This is a genomic window from Gemmatimonadales bacterium, assembly GCA_041390145.1.
Taxonomy (GTDB): Bacteria; Gemmatimonadota; Gemmatimonadetes; order Gemmatimonadales; family GWC2-71-9; genus SPDF01.
The window spans coordinates 22,369-44,071 of the sequence record JAWKQM010000017.1 but is presented as its reverse complement, the minus strand read 5'-3'; the positions used below and the strand labels follow the sequence as shown (position 1 = coordinate 44,071).

Sequence of the window (21,703 nt, the reverse complement as noted above, 5' to 3'; positions counted from 1 at the left end):
TGTTCATCAGCCCTCGTCCGTGTCGTCACCGGCAGGGGCGGCGGCTTCGTCGCCGGTCGGCTCCTCGGTGCCATTGTCGTCTTCCTTCACCACGCGCGCCACGTCCACGAGCATGTCGCCCGCATCGAGGTTGATGACGCGCACCCCCTGGGTGTTGCGGCCGATGACGCTGATCCCCTCGACCGGCACCCGGATGATGACGCCGTGCCGGGTGATCATCATCAGCTCGTCTTCCGGGATGACCTCCTTGAGCGCCACCATCCGGCCGGTCTTTTCAGTCTTCTTCAGGGTGATGATCCCCTTGCCGCCGCGCTTCTGCACCCGGTATTCCGAGAGCTCCGAGCGCTTGCCGTAGCCCTTTTCGCTGACGACCAGGAGCGTGGCCTCGCGGCGGACGATGACCATCCCGATCACGGCGTCGTCCTTGTCGAGTTCAATGCCCTTCACGCCGCTGGTGGCGCGACCCATCTCGCGCACGTCGCCCTGGTGGAAGCGGATGCTCATGCCGTCGCGGGTGGCGAGCACGATGTCGTTGCTGGCGTCGCAGAGCTGGACGTCGATGAGCGCGTCATCGGCATCGATGTTGATGGCGTTAATACCGTTCGAGCGGACGTTGCCGTAGGCGGAGAGGACGGTCTTTTTGACCGTGCCGTTCCGCGTGGCGAACATCAGCGAGCGGTCGTCGGTGAACTCCCGGACCGCCACCGTCGACGCCACGGTCTCGTCGCTCCCGATGGCGATGCAGTTGACCACCGGCTTGCCGCGCGCCGCGCGGCCCCCCTGCGGGATCTCGTGGACCTTGAGCCAGTACACCTGGCCGCGGTCGGTGAAGAACATCAGGTAATCGTGGGTCGAGGCAATGAAGAGGTGCTCCACCCAATCGTCATCCTTGGTCCCCATGCCGGCCATGCCGCGGCCGCCGCGGCGCTGCCGCTTGTACGTTGTGACGGGAATCCGCTTGATGTAGCCGGTGTGGGAGATGGTGATGACCATGTCCTCTTCGGCAATCAGGTCCTCGACCGAGAAGTCGCCCTGGTCGGCCACGATCTCCGTCCGACGTTCGTCGCCGTACTTGGCGGCCACCTCGGCCGTCTCCGTCTTGAGGATGCCGTTGCGGCGCGACTGCGACCCGAGGATGTCCTTGAGGTCGGCGATGGTGGCGCGCACCTCGGCGAGCTCCGCCTCGAGCTTGTCGATTTCGAGCCCGGTGAGCTTGGCGAGCCGCATGTTGAGGATCGCGTCGCTCTGCTTTTCGCTGAACTTGAACCGCTTGCGCAGCTTGGCGTCGGCCTCGGGGGTGTCGGCCGAGCCGCGGATGATCTTGATGACCTCGTCGATGTTGTCGACGGCGATCTTGAGGCCGTCGAGGATGTGCTCGCGGGCCTGCGCCGCGTCGAGGTCGAACTGGGTGCGCCGGACGATGATCTGGTGCCGGTGCGCAATGAAGTGCGACAGCATCTCCTTCAGGTCCATCACCTTGGGCACTCCGCCCACGAGGGCGAGCATGATGACGCCGAAGGTCGACTGCATGGTGGTACGCTTGTAGAGCTGATTCAGCACCACGTTGGGAATGCAGTCGCGCTTGAGTTCCACCACGATGCGCATGCCGTCGCGGTCGGACTCGTCGCGCACACCGGTAATGCCCTCGATCTTCTTCGCCATGGCCAGCTCGGCGATGGACCGGACCAGGTTTTCCTTGTTGACCTGGTAGGGAATCTCGGTGACCACGATTTGCGACTTGTTGCTCGACTCCTTCTCCTCGATCTGCGCACGGGCGCGCATGATGACCCGGCCACGGCCCGTCTCGTAGGCCTCCTTGATCCCTTCGCGCCCGTAGATGTAGCCGGCGGTCGGGAAGTCGGGGCCCTTGATGACCTTCCGGAGGTCGGCAATGCTCGCCTCCGGGTTGTCGACGAGCAACTCCACCGCCTTCGCGATTTCGCGGAGGTTGTGCGGGGGAATGTTGGTGGCCATGCCGACGGCGATGCCGCTCGAGCCGTTGACCAGGAGGTTCGGGATCTTGGAGGGGAGGACGGTCGGCTCCTGGAGCCGGTCGTCGAAGTTGGGCTGGTAATCGACGGTGTTCTTGTCGATGTCCTCCAGCATCGTCATCGCGATGCGGGTGAGACGGGCCTCGGTGTACCGGTAGGCCGCCGCCGAGTCGCCGTCGACCGAGCCGAAGTTGCCCTGGCCGTCCACCAGCGGATAGCGGAGCGAGAAGTCCTGCACCATGCGCACCAGGGCGTCGTACACCGACGAGTCGCCGTGCGGGTGGTACTTGCCGAGCACGTCGCCGACCACCGTGGCGGACTTCTTGTACGCCCGCCCGGGCACCAGGCCCAGCTCGTTCATCGCGTAGAGAATGCGGCGATGGACCGGCTTGAGGCCGTCGCGCACATCGGGGAGCGCGCGGGAGACGATGACGCTCATCGAGTAGTTGATGAACGACTGCTGCATCTCTTCTTCGATCAGGCGAGGAAGGATGCGCTCGCGGGAATTCGGGGCGGTCATGTGAACTCGGGGTTGGTGCGGACAACCGGGTGGCCGGCCGGGCCACCGGGAACAGCAAAATATACCCTGTTTTGGGGTCGGAAATCAACCGAAATGGGGGATGGTAAAGTATTGGGGGGCAATGGGATGAGAACCCATCACCCCCGGCCCCTCTCCCTCCGGGAGAGGGGAGACGACTACTACCCCGCTGCCGTCCTGCCCCGCCTTGGCCGCACCGCGGCCAACAACACCGGCAACACAAACATCGCGCCGATGGTGCCGAAGAGCGTTCCGCCTGCCGTGGCGAGCGCAATCGACCCGAAGAGGCTGTCGGGATCAGTCCCAATCGCCAGGGGCAGGAGGCTCGCCACGGTCGTGAGTGTGACCAGGACAATCATGGCGGAACGGTCCCGGGCCACCCGCACCACATCTGCCCCGCTCAAGCTTCCCCGCATCCCCGCATCCCCGCGTCCCCGCCTCTCCAGCGCTCCATGCACCAGCAGAATCGCCTGGTTCACCGCCAGGCCCACCACGAGGATCACCCCGACCGCCGCCTCCCGGCCGAACGCCGTCCCCGCCACCCAGAACGCCGCCCCGACCCCGGCCACCGCGATCGGCAGGGAGAGCGCCACCATCGCGGTGGCCCAGACCGAGTTGAACACCAGCGCCACGGCGAGCACCACCAGCGCCACGCCGATGGCGAAGACCAGCCAGAGCCCCTTGCCGCTCTCGTCGCGGTTGTAGTCGAAGCGCTGGTCCGCAACCGAATACCCCGGCGGCACCGCAATCGACGCCATGAAGGCGTTGTGCGTCCGCTCGGCAAGCTTGTTGGGACCCCGGAAATCGTACCCGACGATCCGCACATACTGCTGGTCCTCGCGCGTGACCGTCCCGAGCCCTTCGCGCTCCTCGACGGCGGCCAGGTCGCCGATCCGGACCGGCGCGCCGGAGGCGGTGGGGACGAGCGCCGACCGCAGCTCCTCGAGACTCCGTTCCCGGGCCCCTGCCGCCTTGAGGTTCACCTCGATCTCCTCCCCGCCGATGTCGATGCGCTGGGCGCCCACCGGCCCCCGCACCTCGCGCGACACCGCCGCCGAGAGGTCCCGTGCCGTCAGGCCGTATCGCGCCAGCGCGGCACGGTCGGGAATGAGGGTGACGGTGAACGCCTTGTCCTGCCCCCAGAAGCTGCCGGCGTTGATGTCCACGTCGCGCACTCGCGGGATCCGCTCCAGCCGTTCCTTGAGGTCGAGCGCCAGCCGCTCGACACCGTCGAACGAATAGCCGAGGAGCTTGACGCGGTAGGAGACGCTGCCCCCGCCACCGAACCCGGAATTGAAGCCGGGCCCGCTCCCCTGTACCGATACGCTGGCCCCGCCGATCAGCACCGCCCGCTGCGTCAGCGCCTCCTGCAGCTGGCTCGGCAGGGCCCCGAGCCCGGCCTGCTTCTCGAAGAGCACCTGCATGTAGGCACGGTCGCCCATGGCCATCGTCACCACCTGCTCGACGCCGGGCACACCGACGACGAGGCGCTCGAACTCCCTCATCCCGAGGTCGAGGCTGACCGGATCGGAGCCGCGCGGGAAGCCGAGCGAGGCGCTGAGCGTGGTCCGCTGGCCGAACCAGTCGCCCCAATTGTAGCGCGGCACCTTGTTGATGAACCCCCAGGTGAGGACGGCCAGCCCCGCGGTGGTGAGCGTCACCGTCACCCAGCGCCAGCGGAGCAGCTTGATGAGCACCCAGCGGTAGGCGCGGTCGAGCCGCGGCCAGCCGCCGCGCGCCACGCCGTGCCCGGCGCCGAGTGCCGGCACCATCACCAGCGACGACACGACTGACGAGCCGAGCGCGAGGGCAAACGCCGCCGCGAACGGCACGAACGCCGCCCGGGCATTCCCTTGGAGGTAGAGGAAGGGGAGCAGCACCACACCGGTGGTGAGCGTGCTGCCGACGACGGCCGGCATGATGCGGCGACCGGCGTCGGCGCGCCCCTCGGGTGTGTCGGGAGCGGTGCGGAGCCGCTCCATGACCACGAGCCCATTCTGGACGAGGACGCCGATGCCCATGCCGAGCCCGGCGAGCGTCAGCAGGTTGGCGGGAATCTCGAGGAGATAGAGGCCGAGGGCGGTGCCGGCAATCGCGACGGCGGCGCTGGCCAGCACCAGCGCCGTGGCGCGGACGTTCCGCAGCGTGAGGAGGAGGACGAGCGCCACCGATACCGCGGCGAGGAGCCCCCGGCGCACCAGGTCGGTGAGCTGCTTGGCCAGCTCGATGCTTTCATCGTCCTCGATGCGGAGCTTGACGCCGGGCGGCAGCACCGGCTGCAGCTCCGCGACCAGCGCGCGCACCCGCGCCGCGGTCTGGATGGCGTCGGCGGCCGCGAGCCGCGACACGTCGAGCGACACGGCGGGTAGCCCATTGATCCGGTAAAAGCGACCGCGCGCATCTTCCTCCGGCCGCACGGTGGCAAGATCTCCCAGCCGGAAGACCCGCCCGCCGGGGCCGGCGATCGGAAGGTCGGCGAGGTCCTCGATGGCGCGGGGCTGGTCGCGAAGCACCACCGTGCGCACCGACGCACCGAGCTTCTCGTCACCCAGCGACTGGACGATACGGGAGTTGGCGATGGCCTCGAACAGCAACCCTGGCGAGACCCCCTGCCGACGGAGAAAGGTCGGGTCGTACGCCACCGCCACCCCGAGATCGGCGTCACCCCGCATGTTGATGCCGGCCACGCCCGGCACGGCGCTCAGCCTCGGCGCGATGTCGTCCCGGGCGATGCGGCTGAGCGCACCGGCGGTGTACGGCCCGGTGATGGTGTAGCGGATCAGGGGACTCTCGCTCAACTCCTCCGGCACCCAGTTGGCGACCGAGGGAGCGCGGGCGCCCGGCGGCATGTCCGGGCGCAGCAGTTCCATTCGTTCGAGGATGGCGAGCCGGGCCATCCGCACATCGGTGGTGGGATCGAGTTCGATCGTCAGGCGGGACTGGCCCTCGGAGGATTCACTGCTGGTTTTCCGGACGCCGCGCACCGCCTGCACCGCCGCCTCGATCGGCGAGGTGAGGTAGGTCTCCACCACCTCGGCGGCGGCCCCGGGCCAGGAGACGGTCACGCTGATTTTCGGCAGTTCGACGGTGGTGCGGGTCGCGAGCGGGAGTCTCGTGAAGGCGACGCCGCCGGCAAGGCAGAGGGCGAGCGCCGTCGCGGCGATGACTGCGGGACGTTTGACAGCCCAGCGGATCATTTCGGCGGGGCCGCGGGGTCGCGGGGCCGCGGGGCAGTCTCGGCCGACTGGTTCCGCCGCTCAATCACATAGTACGCAGTCGGCATCAGGAAGAACGTCACCAGCGTCGCGCTCACCGATCCGCCAATGACGCCCGCCGCCAGCGGCTGGTAGAGTTCTCCCCCGCTGCCGAACCCGAAGACCAGCGGCATCACACCCATGATGGTGGTGAGCGACGTCATGGCGATGGCGCGAAGCCGCTGGCGCCCGCCGGCGATGATCGCCTTGCGGAGCGGCACCCCCTGTTCGCGGAAGCGGCGGATCGCGTCGAGCTTGACCACGGCGTCGTTGTCGGCGATGCCGATCATGACCACCATGCCGATCATCGAAACGGCGTTGAGGCTCTGGCCGGTAAGCCAGAGTACCACGATGCCGCCGGCGGCGGCGAGCGGCACGGTGAGCATGATGACGAGGGGGACGGTAAACGATGCGAACTCGCCGGCCAGCACCAGGAAAACCAGCGCGACCGAGAGCAGCGCCACCAGCAACAATTCCTGGGTGGTACGGCGGCGCTCCTGGTCGGCGCCGCTCAATGTCCAGGTGACGCCCGGCGGCGCCGAAATGGTGCGGAGCAGCTTCGCCACATCGCTGCTGGCGCGGGCGGTGCCCCCGGTCTCGACGGTGGCCTCGACCACGGTCACCGGACGCTGGTTGACGCGGACCACCTCGATCGGCGCCCGCACCTCCTCCACCGTCACCAGTTCTCCCACCGGCACGCCGTTGATGGTGGTCTGCAGCGCGGCGGCGAGGTCCTCGTTCGCGTTGCCGGCCAGCCGCACGGTGATCGGTGTGCGGCGATCGGTCTCGCGAAGCTCACTGGCGCTGACGCCGCCCAATCCGCCGGCCAGTGCCTGTGCCACCGCCTGCACGTCGATGCCCCGCTCCGCGATGCGTCGCCGCTCCAGGGAGATCTCGATCATCGGCTGGGTGCCGCGCTGCGCCTCCCGGACGTCGGACAGGCGGGGCAGCGTGGCCATCGCCATCCGCACCGTGTCGGCCCACGCCGCGGCCGTGGCGAGCCGGGGCGCGCCGACCTCGACTCGCACCAGCCGACCCTCCCGGCCGATGAGGGACCCGAACTCGGTCTGCCCGGCCAGGTCGAGCGCGAGTGCACCCGCCGCGAGGTCCGGCACCTGCGCCCGGAGCGCCTCGGCGAACTTCGCGGCACTCTTGCCATCCGGCACCGGAATGATCAGCTGCGCAGTGCTCGAGGAGCCGGGGTCGGCGCCGGAGAGCACTTCCTCATCTGTTGCTGCGCCGATCCGCGCATACACCTCCGCGGAACCCAGCGACTCCGCCGCCTTCTCCAGCCGCCCAGCCTGGCGCGCCGTCTCCTCGATGGCCGTCCCCTCTGGGAGCGTGAGGTCGGCCACCACGACCCCCTCGTCCACCTGCGGCAGGATTTCCTTCGGAAGGCGGGACGCGAGCAACACCATCAGTCCGATGCTCACCAGCGCGATGCCGAAGACGCGTCGCGGATGGCTCAACGACCATTCCATGCCGCGTTCGTACAGATCCGTCAGGCGGGCGCCCATCCGTGCGCCCCACGGGAGACCGGGCGCGGCGCGTTGGTGGCACTGCGACCGCGCCGCGCCATCATCACCGGCATCAGGGTCAGCGCAAGGACAAGCGCCGCCGAGAGCGACGTCACGACGCTGAGCGAAAGGTCGCGGAAGAGCGCGGCCGCGAGTCCCTGCACGAAGATGATCGGCCCAAACACCAGCAGCGTCGTCAGCGTGCCAGCGGTGAGCGGTCCCGCCACTTCCTCGCCGGCCACCCGCGCGGCGGTGACGGGGTCCATCCCCTGGTCGCGGAGCCGGGCGCCCGCCTCGGCGACTACGATGGCATTGTCGACCAGGAGGCCGACACCGAGCGCGAGCCCGCCGAGGGAGAGGATGTTGACGCTGACGTTAAGCAGTTGCAGCATCACCAGGGCGATCAGCACTGAAAGTGGGACGATGAGCCCGATGGCGAGGGAGGCCCGCCAGTCGCGGAGGAAGAAGAGAATGACCAGGAGCGAGAGGAAGCCACCGAGGACGATTTCCTGGCCAAGATTGGAGAGGGCGTCCTGGACGAAGCGCGCCTGGGCGGCCACCACCGTCATCCCGATATCGGGGAACTCTTCCTCGAGTTGGCCGATGGAGCCATAGAGGCGCCGGGTGACGGCGACAGTATTGGCGCCCGCGTCCTTATATACGACGAGCCCGACGGCGGGAGCGCCGTCAAGCTGGACCATCGTGAGCGGATCAGCGGTGGACAGAGTGATGGTGGCGATGTCGGCCAGTCGAATGCCGCGCTGCGCGGGACCAACGGGCGTGGCGCCGATTTCATCCGGTGTGCGGAATTCGGTGAGCGCCCGCACCGAGAAACGGAACTGACCTCGGCGAATGGTGCCGCCGGGAGCGGTCGCGTTGGCGGCTTCGATGGCGCGCGCCACGTCGTTGGGCGAGAGGCCGAGCGCGCGCATCCGCGCCGGATCCACATCCACGCGGATCTCGTCCTTCGGCGCGCCGACCACCGCCACGCTCGCCACGCCCTCCAGCTGTTCCAGCCGGCGGGCGTGGACCTCCTCGGCGGTGCGGCTCACCGAGCGAAGGTCGCCGGGGCCGGTCAGTGCGAGCACCGCAATCGGGCGCTCGCCCGGATCGCTGGTCAGCAGCGTGGGCCGCGTGGCCTGTTCGGGGAGGCGGCCACGGGCGTTGTCGAGCCGCTCGCGCACGGTGAGCACCGTGGATGCCATGTCGGTGCCCCAGGCGAAGCGGGCGGTCGTAGTCAGCTGACCGGTGCGGGCGATGGAGCGGAGCTCGACGAGCCCCGGCGTGGCGGCCACGGCCTCCTCGATCGGCTCCGCCACGAAGCGACTGACTTCCGGCGGGGCCGCGCCGGGCAGATCAGTGCGGATGGTGAGGACGGGGAGGGTCACGTCCGGAAGGAGCGCGACTGGCAGCCGACCCAGCGACACGCTGCCGAGGAGGACCAAGCCGAGCACCGCGGCAATGGTGGAGACGGGGCGGGCGACTGCGGAGGAGGAAAGACTCATGAAAACTGGACCCCGGCTTTCGCCGGGGTGACGATCCCCCCGCGGGCGAAGATCATTGGTCGTTGACCAGCTTCACCGGCGCATCATGCGTCAGTGTGAGGTGTCCCTCGATCAGCACCGTATCACCGATGGCGACGGGGATCTGGTTCGAGGAGGAATCGGGGAGCACCTCGGTGTCGACGCCGTTGTTGCGGCCGGGGTTGATGTACACCCACTGCGCACGGCCCCCCTTCACCACGAACACCAGCGGCCGGCCGTCGCGCTCGATCACGGCGCGGCTCGGCACCAGGATGCGGCCGGGGAGGCGCGTGGCCTCGAGGCGGAGGTCGGCGTACATCCCCGGGCGCAATGCGCCGTTCCCGCCGGGCACCAGCACCAGCGCGCGCCCGGAGCGGGTGGTTGAATCGATCAGCGGAAGCACCGCCTCGATCCGGCCGACCACTTCCTTGCCGGGCGCGGCGGCGGTGGTCACGATCGCCTGTCCGCCGATACGGATCAGCGGCAGGTCGTGCTCCAGCACCTGCGCCTCGATGCGGAGGTGTCGGAGGTCCACCACGGTGGCGGCGTCCTGGCCTACCGAGACCCGCTCGCCGTTTGCCACATCGACGCGATCCACCACGCCGTCAAAGGGCGCGGTCAACACCGACCGTTCACGGTCGAGTTTCGCCTTGCCCAGACGGGCGCGGGCACCGAGAAGCCCGCTGCGGGCCATCGCGTTCTTGCGGCGTTCGGGAGTGGGGGGCTCGCCGGTCACAAGCGAGTCGGGGACGATGGCATCGAGGAAGACCATCTCGGCCTGGTCGGCGCTGGCCTGCGCCTCCTGCACCGCTAGGTCGAAGGGGCGCGGATCGAGTCGCAGGAGTGGATCCCCCTTCTTCACCACCGCACCGGGTCGGACCAACACTGCTTCCACCGTGCCTGCCGCCTCGAACTTCAACTCGGCGACAGCGTCGGAGCGAACCTGCCCCGTGGTGACGACGCTGAGGACGAGGTCTCCCTTCCGGACCTCCCGCCCCACCACCGGGAGGGAGAGTGATGACGGCAGCGCTTCCGTCGAGTCGGCGGCGGCGTCTTTGGCCTCGGCCGCCTTGCCGGAGCAGGCGGGGAGGGCGGCAGTCAGGCAGAGAAGGAGAGTCCAACTCCGCTGGGCGGCGGTTCGGCGCATGGCAATCCTGGGATGACAGGGAATCCGGCTCTCGAAAGGATGCACCGCGGAGGGGGAGGGTCGCAATGGGGGGGGGAAGAGCCGATCGACCGCCCCCCTCTGGCGCACTACCCTTGGCCGAGTGCATAGTGGGAGGCGTGAGCAACACCGGCTTCGGCTGGACCCCTTCCAAGGACATGATCAGGTGTGGGAGAATTGATGACCGAGGGTCCTGCGGGGCCGGTCCGGCGGCCGGGCACGAGATGGGAACTCATGTTCAGCCTCGCCCTGATCGTTGGGGCGATCAGCTTCTTCGAGTACCAGTCGAACATGGTTGTTCACGGGCTGCCGACAGGCAGCGTTGCGCCAGCGCTCGATGCCGCGTCAGTAGGGGTTCCCCTGGGCACCGCGCTTGAGAAATATCGTGGTGAGGTTGTGCTGCTCGATTTCTGGGCGACCTACTGCACCACCTGCGCATCCACCGTTCCCGCACTGGAACGCCTTCAGACGGAGTATGGCGACCAGGGACTGCGTGTCGTCGCTATCAGTCTCGACGAGCCAGCCGATACGGCGCACGCTCGGCAACTACTGGCGGACTGGGGTGGAACCTACGAGTTGATGTTTGACCTGAGCAGGAGCCTCCGCGATGCCTACCATGTGGATTTATTGCCCTTGTCGTTTCTGATATCACGAGACGGTAGCATTGCCTGGCAGCAGGCGGGGACGACGGGCGGTGCGAAGTACCCTCTGGGCCTGGATTCTCCCAAAGGAAGGGCAACGCTGGAAGCAGTACTTGCCCATCGATAGCCGAGCGCCATCTCTCGTGAGGCCTCATTAGGTAGAGTCCCGATGACGCTGCTGGGACGTCTTCGGCATCGACGGTCGTCGGCTGGCCATTGTACGTAACCCAGTAGCTTTAGTCCGGAGGCGTTGCAGTGAGGTCTTCACTCGTCTTTCTAGTCCTCCTGATTGCCCTATCTGGATGCACCGACCGCGACAAGGCGACTGCGGCTGTGACCCGTCGCGACTCCGCAGACGTCACGATCGCCCACCTGGCTGCGCTGAATACCGATGCGTTGCCCGCGTGGAGCTCCACGCCACTCTACTCCACGACCACACATGACACCCTCCAGCTTGCGGGTACCGTCACAGCGGTCTTCGCACCCGACTCCTCTCTCGCCATCGGCAGCGCTTCAGACCTGCTGTCGCTCTCCCCTGATGGCCACACCCTCCGCCGCCTCGGCCGGCAGGGCAGCGGCCCCGGCGAATACCGGGGCATCCTCCGGGTCGGGATCGCTGAGGATAGCACGCTCTTCGTCGCTGATTACAGCGGGCGAATCACCCACCTCACCGCCGATGGTCGGGTGCTGGGAATCATCCCTCGGTTGGAGGCCGGATCGAGCAGGCGGGAACTGGATGTGCTTGGATGGCTGGGCTCGGGTCGGGTTGTTGCCACCTGGTGGCAGCAGCGGCCCAATCGCGGCGACATTGTCGGCCTGCCGAGTGGCAACGTCGAGCGCGATCCCGTCCCGCTCCTCGTCTACGACTCCACTGGACAGCTCATCGACAGCCTCGGCCTCTGGCGTGGACTGGAGCGGGCGCTGGTGCCTCCCGGAAGCCGCTTTCCGATCCCATTCGCCCGATCAGTAGTCTACGATGCCCGCGGCTCGACCATCGCCATCGGGCCGACCGACTCGCTCGACGTTTCACTTTTCCAAGGCACGCAACTCACGCTGCGCCTCACCGGCAGCGGCCATCAAACGGCGCCGACCGAAGCTGACGTGTCCGCCTGGCGACAGGGCATCTCGGACGACTTTGGAGAAATGGCGAGTGTAATCCTTGAGGCAATGCAGGACGCCCCGAAGCTCGATCGGCTGCCGGCGGTGGGCGCCCTCGTGGTAGACGATCAGCGGAATATCTGGGTGGGCGAGTACGTCACACCCGGGACGAAGGAGCGGCGATGGACGGTCATTTCGCCGACCGGCGTCCCAGTCGCAACGATGGTGCTCCCGGCGGCGCCCGAGGCGTTCATGCCCGGCCGGTCGGAGATCCTGGATGCATACGGAGACAGGCTTGCGTTGCTGCGGATGAGTGAGGACGGTGAGCTTTCGATCGAGGTGCGGCGGTTCTCGGCAGCCCTGGACTAAACCCCTCACCACCAGCCCCTTTCCCTTTGGGAGCGGGGGACGGTGTGACGATTCCCCACCCGAGGTGGTTGCATCATGTGCCATGTCAGTAGGCCATTGCACAATAGAGCTTTGACCGTGACCCTGCTCTGTGTGCTGGCCGCGGCGTGCTCACGACCCGACGATACCGCGACGCTGACCCCGGCTGGCGTGACCCTCCGCGGTGTGATTGACCTCCGCATCGGAGCGATCGATGTCACAGGAAGCGACACGCTTCTCTTCGAGGACATCAGCGGACTGACCTTCGATTCGGCCGGCAACATCTTCGTCAGTGACGCCGGAGCGAACCGGATCTTCAGATTCTCACCCCTCGGAGCGCTTGAGGCATACGCGGGGCAGCAGGGCCAGGGGCCCGGAGATCTGGACCGGCCGTGCTGTATCGCTTTCGATTCCGCAGGATTCCTTTGGGTCGAAGAGGAAGGCAACAGGCGGTATTCCGAATTCAGAGCCGGCGACGGGCAGCTTGCGTTCACACGGAGTTTGCCGATGCCCGTTCAGCCCAGCGGAAGGCGGGATCGCATTGCATGGGCGCCGCAGGGTGAGCTGGTGCACGTTTCGTTGGTGGTGTCTCCGACACCGCCGCAGTTCAGGATTGTGCGGGTATTCCTGGACAAGAATGAGAAAGTGAGCTTCAGCGACACCCTACCCGAACCGCCCATGGACAGCCTTCGGAGCGCGACGATCACAACTCAGCGTGGAGGTAGCTCAGGTCTGACGGAGGTCGCTCAACCGTTCGGCCCCCGTTCGCTTCACGCCATTGGCCCGGACGGGAGCACGGCTTCCGCCGTCAGCTCCCGCTATGCGGTGACTATCCGGAACCCGAACAGGGGGCTCAGTGCCCTCGTGGATCAAGCCATGGTCGGCCCTGACGTTTCTGAACCAGAGCGCCGTGCCGCCAGCAGGATGTTGGCCGAATTGACGCAGCGGCTTGGTGTACCACGGAGTGCCGTACCCTTCGGCGTGCCCGACAGGAAGGCGCCCCTTCAACAACTCGGGTTTGACCTGACCGGCAGGCTCTGGGTTCAGCGCAGTGTCGCGTTGCACGCTCCCAATATTGCCGACATCTATACCATGGGAGGCGAGTCTGTGGGAACCGCCGAATGGCCTGCCAGCGTGCGGCTCGTCGGTTGGGCAATCAGAGGGAATACCGGGCTCGGCGTGGAAGCAGATTCGCTCGGCAGGCAGCAGGTCGTCCGGCTCCAGTTCAATTGATGGAGACATCCACGCCGCTCGTCTCCCACCTCGTCGGTGCGACGATTCAGGCGCGTCCCGTCTACCTGCGTGGATTCACCCAGCAATCACAATTCAGCAAATCACCCACAGCCAGAAACCTGCCCTAGCCCCTCACCCCCAGCCCCTTTCCCTCCGGGAGAGGGGGCGGGGGGGGGTGAGGAACACCCCTAGGGCTTCTCAATCCCATACACCACCACCACCGGAAACCCGTCCTTGTCTTCGACCATTGTCGCCACCCGGTCGGTACCCCACGCCGTCTTCCAGGCAGCGCCAAACTCGACCGGCACGGGCACCGCGCCGAGGTAGGAACCAGTCGAATCGAATACATCGAAGCGCGCGGAACCCGGGCCCGTCCCGCCGATCCGGCGGACCCAGCGATTGCCCGAGCCGTCGACCGCGATGGACTCGAAGTAGGGAGCGGTGGAGGGAATGTCGGCCAGCTTGAACGCCTCCTCGGTGGCCTGCCGGTCGGCCTCGCCGTCGCTGTACAACTCGACCAGCGAGTCACGGAGATGAATCCGCTGCGCATCGGTCACCGTGACCGGGCTGGCCTCCAGGATCACGACCTGGGTGGTGTCGAGGCCCGTGCGAGTGACAACGAAACGGTACGCTCCCGACCACCCCATGACGGCGCCTCCTGCTGGATCCAGCGCCATCGACACGGCGGAGGTAAGCGGGACGGGCACGAAGTACTGATTGCCGTTCGCACTCTCGAACGACCAGCGACCCGGCTCGCCAACGCCCTCGGGCCCCGCGATGTGCAGCGTATCGACCAGCGTTCCGTCGAGCGAGTTCCGCACGTAGTATGCGTCTCCCCGATCCCCCGGACCGGTGCGATGCCCTAGGGACGGAACGGCGATCACTCCCTCACGGCTGACGCCAATGGCTCTCCAGCTGCAGCATGCAGAGTTCCAGCTCCGCAGGAAGCCACCAGCCGAATCGAAGACGCTTGTACGCGCGGTGCCCGGGTCGTGAACCACCAGCAGCCCGGGTGCGGTCGCCACGAAGCTCACCTTGAATTCCCCCGGCCCACTGCCCTCGCGCCCGATGCTGCGAACGTATGCACCGGTGGGGCCGAATTGCTTGACGACTGCCGGGCCCATGTTTCCCACGTAGATTCCGCCGGCCTGGTCAACCGCCACACTCAGCGGATGGACCAGCTCCTCTGGGCCTGTCGCCGTTGACCCACCCACCCGGTATACCTCGACCAGCTTCCAGCCCATGGTATCCACCCAGGCGCTCGGTCCACTGTTCTGGACCTCTACGGCCCCATTCGGCAGGGTGGTGACGATCGGTTCGGCGAGCTTAGGCTCCTTGCTGCCGCAGGCCGCCACAATCGCTGATGCGAACACCACCGCGCGGCGCTTCATGTCGTTCTCCGGGAGTGGGCAAAAAGAGTCGGAGGGCACGCTGCGGCTTTGGCAGCATGAGCCACTATTACAATGACGCGCGAAAAATGGGAAGAGGGGGCCAACACTCATCACATGGCACCCCCTCTCCCGGAGGGAGAGGGGGCCGGGGGGGTGAGGGGTCTAATCGCGTGAGGCTGCACCATGGACCCCGGCTTCCGCCGGGGTGACGAACGCCCTTAGGGCTTCTCGATCCTGTACACCACCACCACCGGCAGCCCCTCCGCATCCTCAGCGATCGTGGCCACGCGGTCCGTCCCCCACACCGTCTGCCACGCGCTGCCGAAGATGGTCGGCACCGGCACCGCGCCGAGGTAGGCACCGGTGGAGTCGAAGACATCGAATCGTGCCGCCGCGCGGTTCCCCCCGTCGTCGGGATGCACCCACCGATTGCGCCGACCGTCCACCTGGATCGATTCGTAGAACGGTGCGGTGCCCGGAATGTCGGCGAGATGGAAGGCCTCCCGTACTGTGCTCGGGTCGTAGTCTTTTTCGTACAGGCTCACCATCGAGTCCCGGATCCGCGTGCGGCGCGCATCGGACACGGCGACCGGGCTCGCCGCGAGTGTGACGATCTGGGTGGTGTCGCGCCCCGTGGCCGAGGCGATGAACTGGTACCGGTCCGGCCATCCGACGACGGCGCCACCGGCCGGATCGAGGGCGAGGCTGACCGAGGGAACCAGTGGGATGTCCGTGGCCATGGCCCAGCTGTCCTTGCCGCTGCCACCGGCAATCTGCCAGACCTTCAAGTCGGTGGCGCCACCGGTGTAGATCGCCATCGTATCCAGGAACGTTCCGTCGAGCCGGTACCGGAGGTACCGCCGCTGCTTCACCGCCGTGGGCGCGCGCTGCACATTCCCCGTCTGGACATGGATGACCGTGTCCTGGCTGACGAAGATGCTGGACCAGTAGCAGCAGCTCGAACTCCAGCTCCGGAGGAACTGCCCGGTCGAATCGAAGACGCTGGTACGGGCCGCACGCGGATCGTGCAGCACGAGTGCGCCGGGCGCCGCGGCAATGAATGCCACCTGGAATTCACCCGGTCCGCCCCCCTCGCGCCCGAAGCTGCGAAGGTACCGGCCGTCTGCGCCGAACTCCTTGATGACGCCCGGCTTCTGGTCGACCACATAGAGGACTCCCGAGGGCGACAGCGCCACCCCCATGGGATCCACCAGCTCCCCGGGACCCGTGCCTTCTGCCTCGGCGCCTCCGATCCGGTACAGCTCCACCAACCTCCAGCCGCTGGTGTCGGCCCATCCACTCGGGCCGTTGTTCGTGACCTCGACAGTGCCGTTGGGAAGCGTGGTGACGGTGGGAGCCTCCAACGCTGGGCGCAGATCCCCGCACCCCGCCAGCATCACCGCGGCAACGGCAATCCCCGTCCTAGTCATCGAGTCCCTGCTTCTCGATCCTGTAGACCACCACAACCGGCAGCCCATCCGCGTCCTCGGTGGCCGTCGCCACCCTGTCCGCTCCCCAGACAGTAGTCCACGACGCGCCGAAGACAGCTGGTACCGGCACGGCGCCGAGATAGGCGCCGGTCGAGTCGAACACATCGAACCGTGCGGCGGCGCGATTGCCGCCGTCGTCCGGACGCAGCCACCGGTTCCGGCGGCCGTCTATCTGGATCGATTCGAAGTAGGGGGCGGTGGAGGGAATGTCCGACAGCTTGAAGGCGTCCTCCACGGCCTTCCGGTCGAACTGCTTCCCGAATTCATCGACCATCGAGTCCCGGATATGCACGCGACGCTCCTCGGATACCACGGCCGGAGTTGTCGCGAGCTGGACGACCTGGGTCGTGTCCAGTCCGTTCTGCGTCGCCAGGAAGCGAGGATCGGCGGTCCACGCCACAACCGCGCCACCCTCGGGATCGAGCGCCCAGGTCGCGTCCGGGGCGAGCGGGATGCCCATCATCATGGTCATCTTGTTGTTCCCTGTCCCCCCCTGCAGCATCCAGAACTTCTGTTCACCGCCGGGACGAATGGTGTGGATGACCATGGTATCGACGAAGGTTCCGTCGAGCCGGTATCGCAGGTAATAGGTGTCGTTGGGCTCACCCATCGCGGTGGCCGGGCCGGAGGTCGGCACGTGAATGAGCGTGTCGCGGCTGACCATGATGCTCGACCAGTAGCAGCAGCTCGACGGCCAACTCTTGAGGAAGTTGCCGGCGGAATCGAACACGCTGGTTCGGCTCGAGCGCGGATCGTGGAGTGCGAGCGCCCCCGGCGCCGTGGCGATGAACGCCACCTGGAACTCACCCGGTCCGCCGCCCTCACGCCCGAAACTCCGGATATATCCGCCGTCGGGCCCGAATTGCTTGATGACGGCCGGCTTCTCGTCGGCGACGTAGAGCCCGCCCTTCGCGTCCAGCGCCACGCTCTGCGGCTGGACAAGTTCTTCCGCTCCCAGCCCCTCGGCGTCAATGCCCCCAACGCGGTAAAGCTCGACCAGCTTCCAGCCGTTGGTGTCGGCCCAGCCGCTCGGTCCGCTGTTCTTGACCTCGACCGCGCCATTCGGAAGGGTGGTGACGACCGGGGCGTCGAGCTTGGGCCCAGCGTCGCCGCAGGCGACAAGAAGAAACAGCGTGCTGGTCAAATACCTGGTCATGCATCGCTCACCGATGAAGGGTGGCTCCCGCGAAGAACATCATGTGCACCCCGCCCCCCTCTCCCGGAGGGAGAGGGGCCGGGGGTGAGGGGTTACCGAAGCTGAGAGGACTACAACCTGTACCGCTCGAGGTACTCCAAGTCATCCGCGTCCCGCCGAACCAGGTACACCACGTTTTTCCCGAACGCCACGATCCGACTCTCGGCGGGGAGGCGGACCTCTTTCACCAGCTTGCCGGTGCCGTCGAAGACATAGTACAGTGGCAGCGGATCAGTGGCAGGTGTCGAGCGCAGTTCCCAGAGCTCTCCGTTTGGGGCGACCCGGACGGCGTTGGCGGGGAAGGCCGGCTTGGTGGCCGGCCACTCGATGGACGGATCGATCGGCCGAGGCGTGCTCGGCGCCGGGCTCACCGTCATCTTGCCGTTCTCGTTGTTGACCATGATGCCGCCGCGCGCCGCCTGCTCCTGCCAGGCCTTCTTGTCCGCGTCGGTCACCTTGACGGGCGAATAGCGCACCGGGGGTCCCGTCACCCGCTTGCCGTCGGGGAGCCACCACTGCACCTCGTCCGTGGCGATGCGCGCCACGCCGATGCGGCCGTCCGGCGCCACGCCCCAAGCGTCTTCCGGCGCCATCGGGGCGGGACGGATGCTGATCGACCGATTGTTGGAGCTTCCGCTCGCCTGCACGTTCGGCTTTGGCACCATCACGACGCCGAGAGTATCGAACTTCTTGGTGGCGCGATCGTACCGTACGACGCGTCCCGAGTCCGAGAACTCGGGGGGCCCCCCATCCAATCCACCACCCCGGCGTTCGCCGCGGGTGGAGTAGTAGAGCCGCCCCCGGTCGTCGGCCCCGCTCGCGGCACGAAGGATCATCATCCCGCCGCCACTGTTCCCCTCGTCCATTCGGAAGGTACTGATGGGTTTCCCCGTCGGGTCGAGCAGGAGGTAGCGCTGGTTCCCCATGTCGTAGACGGCGGTGCTGTCACCCGGAAAGGGGTAGACGCCGGTGGGGAAGAGATACTCGGTCGGCCCGCTCCCCTCGCGAGAGATCGCCGTGGCGGTCCCCTTCTTGAGGTCAATCTTCTGCAGGGTCCGGTCGCGCATGTCGGCCACGATGACATCGCCGTTCTTGAGCTCCCGCAGCCCTGCTACCTGGGTAAATGGCTCGTCGAAGGTGGCGTCGGGCTTGGTCAGCCTCTGGACCGGGACCTTGGGCTGCTGGGCGGTCAGGCGGCCGGCGGCAAGAGTGCCAAGTGTAGCGAGAACGACGAAGACAGGGCGCAGGGACGGGCGTCGCGGCACGGTTACCTCGAGTGGGGTGGGTACAGGAATGGAGGATGCGCGGTCGGTGGGGATTGTCGCAAGATGGGCTGTCGCCCAGGTCCACCTCACCCCCTGTCCCCCTCTCCATGACATGGAGAGGGGGTACACCCGGATGGCGCGGTCCTGCAATGCCAAACCCCCTCACCGGGCTAGTGCTGGGTGAGGGGGCTTTGCTCTGCTGACTTTGGGGACCGGTTCCGCCGTCGAAATGGCGGGTCGCGCCGCAGGAAGATCGTCTCGGCGCCGATCCCGCTGACTCGCTCGGCGACCGGAAGCACGATGCGACCGACGGAGGTCCCGTTGTCATCCACCAGTCGGAAGGTGGGAATCGGGGAATCTGTGGCGAGCATGACCATCGGGACCTCCTTTCTATCTGTACTTCCTTGGATGCCTTCACGGCGCAAATGGTTGCATCCCGGGTGCATCGACGGCAAGCTCCCGCTCTCCCGGAGGGAGAGGGGGTCGGGGGGGTGAGGGGTTTGGCGCCCCTCGCAATGACAGAGGCAGAATGCGCGCCGATTCCTTAGATTCCCGAAATGCCGACCTCCTCCCCTGCCCGCCTCTCCTTCCTGGCGTTCCTTCTGTGGACGGCGGCGTGTGGCACCAGGGCCGCCGACGCGCCGGACCTCGCCCTCGGCCCCACCGCCGATTCCATCCCCACGACGCTCTTCGAGGCCACCGCGGGCATCTGGCTCGGCGGCGACCGTTGGGCCGTCCTCTCCCCGACCAACAAGCGGGTCGTGGTCCTGGATTTTGCCGACGGGTCGATCACGGACGTCGGAAAGGGAATGAAGGAGCCGTTTGATGGGCCCTTCTCGCTCTTCAAGGGGGGGGATGGCTTCTACGTGGGAGACTGGGCGCTCCGGCGGCTGACGGCGTGGACCCTCGAGGGCAAATTCACTGCAGCCATCGGCACGCCGGACATCACCAACGGCAACCTCCCCCGGGCCCGCGACGGGCAGGGCAACTGGTATGTCCAGTTCAATCCCACGCCTGGTCCGGACGGGAGCGGCAGGCGGGACTCCGCCGCCGTCGTTCGGTTCCCTCCCGATTTTTCGCAGGGAGACACCATCCTCCGCCTCACCCCGCTCGACCTCGCCGAGGTGAATGGCGATGCGGGCCGCCGCTTCGAGCGCCGTGTCTTCAGCGGCGAGGACCACTGGGGGGTTCTTCCCGACGGAAGCGTCTGGGTGGCGCGGGTCTATCCCAACCGGGTGGACTGGCTCGGGGCAGACGGCAAGCTCAAGAAGGGCCAGGTCCTTCCCGACCAGGTGTTCACCATCACGATTTCCGACCGCGAGGCCTTCCTCCGTAAGTTCCCGTCGGCCATGCGCACCGCCGCGGAGAAGGTCCCCTTCAGCCCCGTCAAGCCGCCGTTCGATGACGCCTTCACTGGCGGCGACGGCAGGGTCTGGCTCGAAAAGAGCCGCGTCATTCCCGATACGGTGCGCCGCTACCAGGTGGTTGGCCGGGACGGGCGGCTGGTCGAGTCGATTTTCTTCTACGGCTACGGCTATGTGCTGGCTGCAAGCCCCGACGCCGTGCTGGTCAAGGAGGTCCGCCCCGACGGGATGATCTTCCTGCGCTATCGGCGCCCGGTGGCGGGGCAGCTGGGCCGCGGGGCCGCGGGGCCGTGATCCCACGTTCCCCCTCTCCACATGGTGGAGAGGGGGACAGGGGGTGAGGTAAAGCGGCTTCGTCGTCAGCCGAGATTGCTTCGGCCGCTTCGCGGCCTCGCAATGACAAAAAAAGCGAAATGCGCAGCCCGTCTATAGATTTCACCCACCCCCGATCGGAGGCCCGATGTCCAAGAAAGACGACCAGCGGATTGCCCGGCTGGCCCAGAAGAACGCCGCCAAGATCAAGCCACCGGTGGCGGAGCGCGCCGCCCAGTACGACTCCACCCTCCGCCAGAAGCCGGAGGAGATGGACTCCGAGACGCGACGGCTCTTCAAGGAGATGAAGAAGCGGGAGTTCTAGATGGCATTCGTCCCCATCGTTGTGCCCCCCCAGCCCGCCGTCTCGGCGCGGGCCCAGGACCTCGGCCGTCGCCTGAAGGCGGAGGTCGAGAAGTTCGAGACCCAGTATCCCGGCACCAGCAGGGAGGATCTCCGTGCGGCCGCCGCGATCGCCATCGGCGAGGAGTCAGTCACGACACCGCCCCGTCGGCAGATCGCCGCAGCGCTGGTCGCCGGGATCGTTGGGCTGGGCGTTGCGGCGGCCGTCGTCTCGGATCGAGGCGCCGAGGGCGGTGCCGGCGTCTCGTGGCCGATCCTGGCCATGATCATCGCCGTGGCCTGTGCGGGGCTCTTCGCCGCCGTCATCCGGCGCTCGCGGCGCTAGGGTCGTTTCCGCCTCGTGCTGGCGGTCCCCGCCACAAGCACGTAATATCGGAGCATCCTCCTCAGGAGCGCGCCGATGCCCACCGTCCGCGACCTGCTCGCTCGCAAGAGCGGCGATGTCATTTCGATTGCCCCCTCCGATACTGTCCTCGCCGCCGCCCAGGTGATGAACCAGCACACCATCGGCGGGCTCGTGGTCCTGGAAGACGGCGCCCTGCTGGGTGTCTTTACCGAACGAGATATTCTGCGGCGGGTGGTGGCGGCGGGACGGAGTCCGGCGGAGACCAAGGTGCGCGAGGTGATGACGTCACCCGTCATCACCTGCCTGCCGGAAACGAGCATCGAGGAGTGTGGCGCCATCATGAGCGGCAAGCGGATCCGGCACCTGCCGGTGACCGACGCCCGCGGCCTCATCGGGCTCGTGACCAGCGGCGACCTGCTGGCCTTCCAGGTGGCGGAGAAGACCGCCACCATCCAGTACCTCAACAGCTACATGTTCGACGTCAGGTAGGCGGCGGGTGCAGTCGCCGGCTGCAACTGTCAGCAGGCAGCCTCACGGAAATGGTAAACCGTGGGGATTCCTGGCATCCGGCACGTTGGGTTGAATTCGTTTGAAGAGGGGTGGGCATAGGCCCACCCCGGTCGGTCCGCC

General features: G+C 67.2%; 17 protein-coding genes. 7 read left to right on the top strand and 10 right to left on the bottom strand.

Annotation, left to right across the window (positions count from 1 at the left end):
• Positions 1-6: 6 nt before the first annotated feature.
• The 5 genes from gyrA to R2910_13225 all read right to left on the bottom strand — a co-directional run bounded on the left by gyrA (position 7) and on the right by R2910_13225 (position 9,970).
• The gene (gene gyrA / locus R2910_13245) at positions 7-2,511 is read right to left on the bottom strand and encodes a DNA gyrase subunit A (protein MEZ4413948.1); all 2,505 of its coding nucleotides are present in this window, start codon (positions 2,509-2,511) and stop codon (positions 7-9) included.
• Between the two features lie 179 nt (positions 2,512-2,690).
• Positions 2,691-5,726: an efflux RND transporter permease subunit gene (locus R2910_13240; protein MEZ4413947.1), complete on the bottom strand. Its 3,036-nt coding sequence runs from the start codon at positions 5,724-5,726 to the stop codon at positions 2,691-2,693.
• Positions 5,723-7,300, bottom strand: coding sequence for an efflux RND transporter permease subunit (locus R2910_13235; GenBank protein MEZ4413946.1), 1,578 nt, complete (start codon positions 7,298-7,300; stop codon positions 5,723-5,725). Before R2910_13235 ends, R2910_13240 begins: the two co-directional genes overlap by 4 nt.
• Positions 7,285-8,805: an efflux RND transporter permease subunit gene (locus R2910_13230; GenBank protein ID MEZ4413945.1), complete on the bottom strand. Its 1,521-nt coding sequence runs from the start codon at positions 8,803-8,805 to the stop codon at positions 7,285-7,287. The genes R2910_13235 and R2910_13230 overlap by 16 nt, the downstream gene beginning before the upstream one ends.
• Before the next feature lie 52 nt (positions 8,806-8,857).
• Complete coding sequence (locus tag R2910_13225; GenBank protein MEZ4413944.1) at positions 8,858-9,970, bottom strand: efflux RND transporter periplasmic adaptor subunit; 1,113 nt, start codon at positions 9,968-9,970, stop codon at positions 8,858-8,860.
• Between the two features lie 252 nt (positions 9,971-10,222).
• Here R2910_13225 and R2910_13220 point away from each other — a divergent pair, with 252 nt between their 5' ends.
• The 3 genes from R2910_13220 (at position 10,223) to R2910_13210 (ending at position 13,347) form a co-directional block, all read left to right on the top strand.
• On the top strand, positions 10,223-10,756 hold the full coding sequence (locus R2910_13220) for a TlpA disulfide reductase family protein (protein ID MEZ4413943.1): 534 nt from the start codon (positions 10,223-10,225) through the stop codon (positions 10,754-10,756).
• 128 nt (positions 10,757-10,884) lie between these two features.
• On the top strand, positions 10,885-12,096 hold the full coding sequence (locus R2910_13215) for a hypothetical protein (protein MEZ4413942.1): 1,212 nt from the start codon (positions 10,885-10,887) through the stop codon (positions 12,094-12,096).
• 117 nt (positions 12,097-12,213) lie between these two features.
• Positions 12,214-13,347, top strand: a complete 1,134-nt coding sequence (locus tag R2910_13210) for a hypothetical protein (GenBank protein MEZ4413941.1) — start codon at positions 12,214-12,216, stop codon at positions 13,345-13,347.
• A gap of 188 nt (positions 13,348-13,535) precedes the next feature.
• Here the strand turns inward: R2910_13210 and R2910_13205 are convergent, their stop codons facing one another.
• The 5 genes from R2910_13205 to R2910_13185 all read right to left on the bottom strand — a co-directional run bounded on the left by R2910_13205 (position 13,536) and on the right by R2910_13185 (position 19,065).
• Entirely contained in the window at positions 13,536-14,738 is a 1,203-nt protein-coding gene (locus tag R2910_13205) for a hypothetical protein (GenBank protein ID MEZ4413940.1), read from the bottom strand.
• Positions 14,739-14,956: 218 nt separating this feature from the next.
• Positions 14,957-16,168 carry a hypothetical protein gene (locus R2910_13200; GenBank protein MEZ4413939.1) on the bottom strand — a complete coding sequence of 404 codons (1,212 nt, stop codon included), beginning with the start codon at positions 16,166-16,168 and terminating at the stop codon, positions 14,957-14,959.
• The gene (locus R2910_13195) at positions 16,161-17,384 is read right to left on the bottom strand and encodes a hypothetical protein (protein ID MEZ4413938.1); all 1,224 of its coding nucleotides are present in this window, start codon (positions 17,382-17,384) and stop codon (positions 16,161-16,163) included. Before R2910_13195 ends, R2910_13200 begins: the two co-directional genes overlap by 8 nt.
• A 110-nt stretch (positions 17,385-17,494) precedes the next feature.
• Positions 17,495-18,688, bottom strand: a complete 1,194-nt coding sequence (locus R2910_13190) for a hypothetical protein (GenBank protein MEZ4413937.1) — start codon at positions 18,686-18,688, stop codon at positions 17,495-17,497.
• 170 nt (positions 18,689-18,858) lie between these two features.
• A complete protein-coding gene (locus R2910_13185; protein MEZ4413936.1) occupies positions 18,859-19,065 on the bottom strand; it encodes a hypothetical protein in 207 nt (68 codons plus the stop codon).
• A gap of 180 nt (positions 19,066-19,245) precedes the next feature.
• On the opposite strand from R2910_13185, the gene R2910_13180 reads away from it, so the two are divergent.
• The 4 genes from R2910_13180 to R2910_13165 all read left to right on the top strand — a co-directional run bounded on the left by R2910_13180 (position 19,246) and on the right by R2910_13165 (position 21,562).
• Entirely contained in the window at positions 19,246-20,346 is a 1,101-nt protein-coding gene (locus R2910_13180) for a hypothetical protein (protein ID MEZ4413935.1), read from the top strand.
• Positions 20,347-20,512: 166 nt separating this feature from the next.
• The gene (locus R2910_13175) at positions 20,513-20,689 is read left to right on the top strand and encodes a hypothetical protein (protein ID MEZ4413934.1); all 177 of its coding nucleotides are present in this window, start codon (positions 20,513-20,515) and stop codon (positions 20,687-20,689) included.
• A complete protein-coding gene (locus R2910_13170; protein MEZ4413933.1) occupies positions 20,690-21,052 on the top strand; it encodes a hypothetical protein in 363 nt (120 codons plus the stop codon).
• A gap of 75 nt (positions 21,053-21,127) precedes the next feature.
• The gene (locus R2910_13165) at positions 21,128-21,562 is read left to right on the top strand and encodes a CBS domain-containing protein (protein MEZ4413932.1); all 435 of its coding nucleotides are present in this window, start codon (positions 21,128-21,130) and stop codon (positions 21,560-21,562) included.
• Positions 21,563-21,703: the final 141 nt, after the last annotated feature.

Bases quoted from the DNA above. Each gene is read 5' to 3' on its own strand.
- R2910_13175 (MEZ4413934.1), top strand. From the start codon at position 20,513: ATGTCCAAGAAAGACGACCAGCGGATTGCCCGGCTGGCCCAGAAGAAC.
- R2910_13165 (MEZ4413932.1), top strand. From the start codon at position 21,128: ATGCCCACCGTCCGCGACCTGCTCGCTCGCAAGAGCGGCGATGTCATT.
- R2910_13195 (MEZ4413938.1), bottom strand. From the start codon at position 17,384: ATGACCAGGTATTTGACCAGCACGCTGTTTCTTCTTGTCGCCTGCGGC.
- R2910_13235 (MEZ4413946.1), bottom strand. From the start codon at position 7,300: ATGGGCGCCCGCCTGACGGATCTGTACGAACGCGGCATGGAATGGTCG.
- R2910_13230 (MEZ4413945.1), bottom strand. From the start codon at position 8,805: ATGAGTCTTTCCTCCTCCGCAGTCGCCCGCCCCGTCTCCACCATTGCC.
- R2910_13200 (MEZ4413939.1), bottom strand. From the start codon at position 16,168: ATGACTAGGACGGGGATTGCCGTTGCCGCGGTGATGCTGGCGGGGTGC.
- R2910_13170 (MEZ4413933.1), top strand. From the start codon at position 20,690: ATGGCATTCGTCCCCATCGTTGTGCCCCCCCAGCCCGCCGTCTCGGCG.
- R2910_13220 (MEZ4413943.1), top strand. From the start codon at position 10,223: ATGTTCAGCCTCGCCCTGATCGTTGGGGCGATCAGCTTCTTCGAGTAC.
- R2910_13240 (MEZ4413947.1), bottom strand. From the start codon at position 5,726: ATGATCCGCTGGGCTGTCAAACGTCCCGCAGTCATCGCCGCGACGGCG.
- R2910_13180 (MEZ4413935.1), top strand. From the start codon at position 19,246: ATGCCGACCTCCTCCCCTGCCCGCCTCTCCTTCCTGGCGTTCCTTCTG.
- R2910_13205 (MEZ4413940.1), bottom strand. From the start codon at position 14,738: ATGAAGCGCCGCGCGGTGGTGTTCGCATCAGCGATTGTGGCGGCCTGC.
- R2910_13225 (MEZ4413944.1), bottom strand. From the start codon at position 9,970: ATGCGCCGAACCGCCGCCCAGCGGAGTTGGACTCTCCTTCTCTGCCTG.
- R2910_13185 (MEZ4413936.1), bottom strand. From the start codon at position 19,065: ATGGTCATGCTCGCCACAGATTCCCCGATTCCCACCTTCCGACTGGTG.
- gyrA (MEZ4413948.1), bottom strand. From the start codon at position 2,511: ATGACCGCCCCGAATTCCCGCGAGCGCATCCTTCCTCGCCTGATCGAA.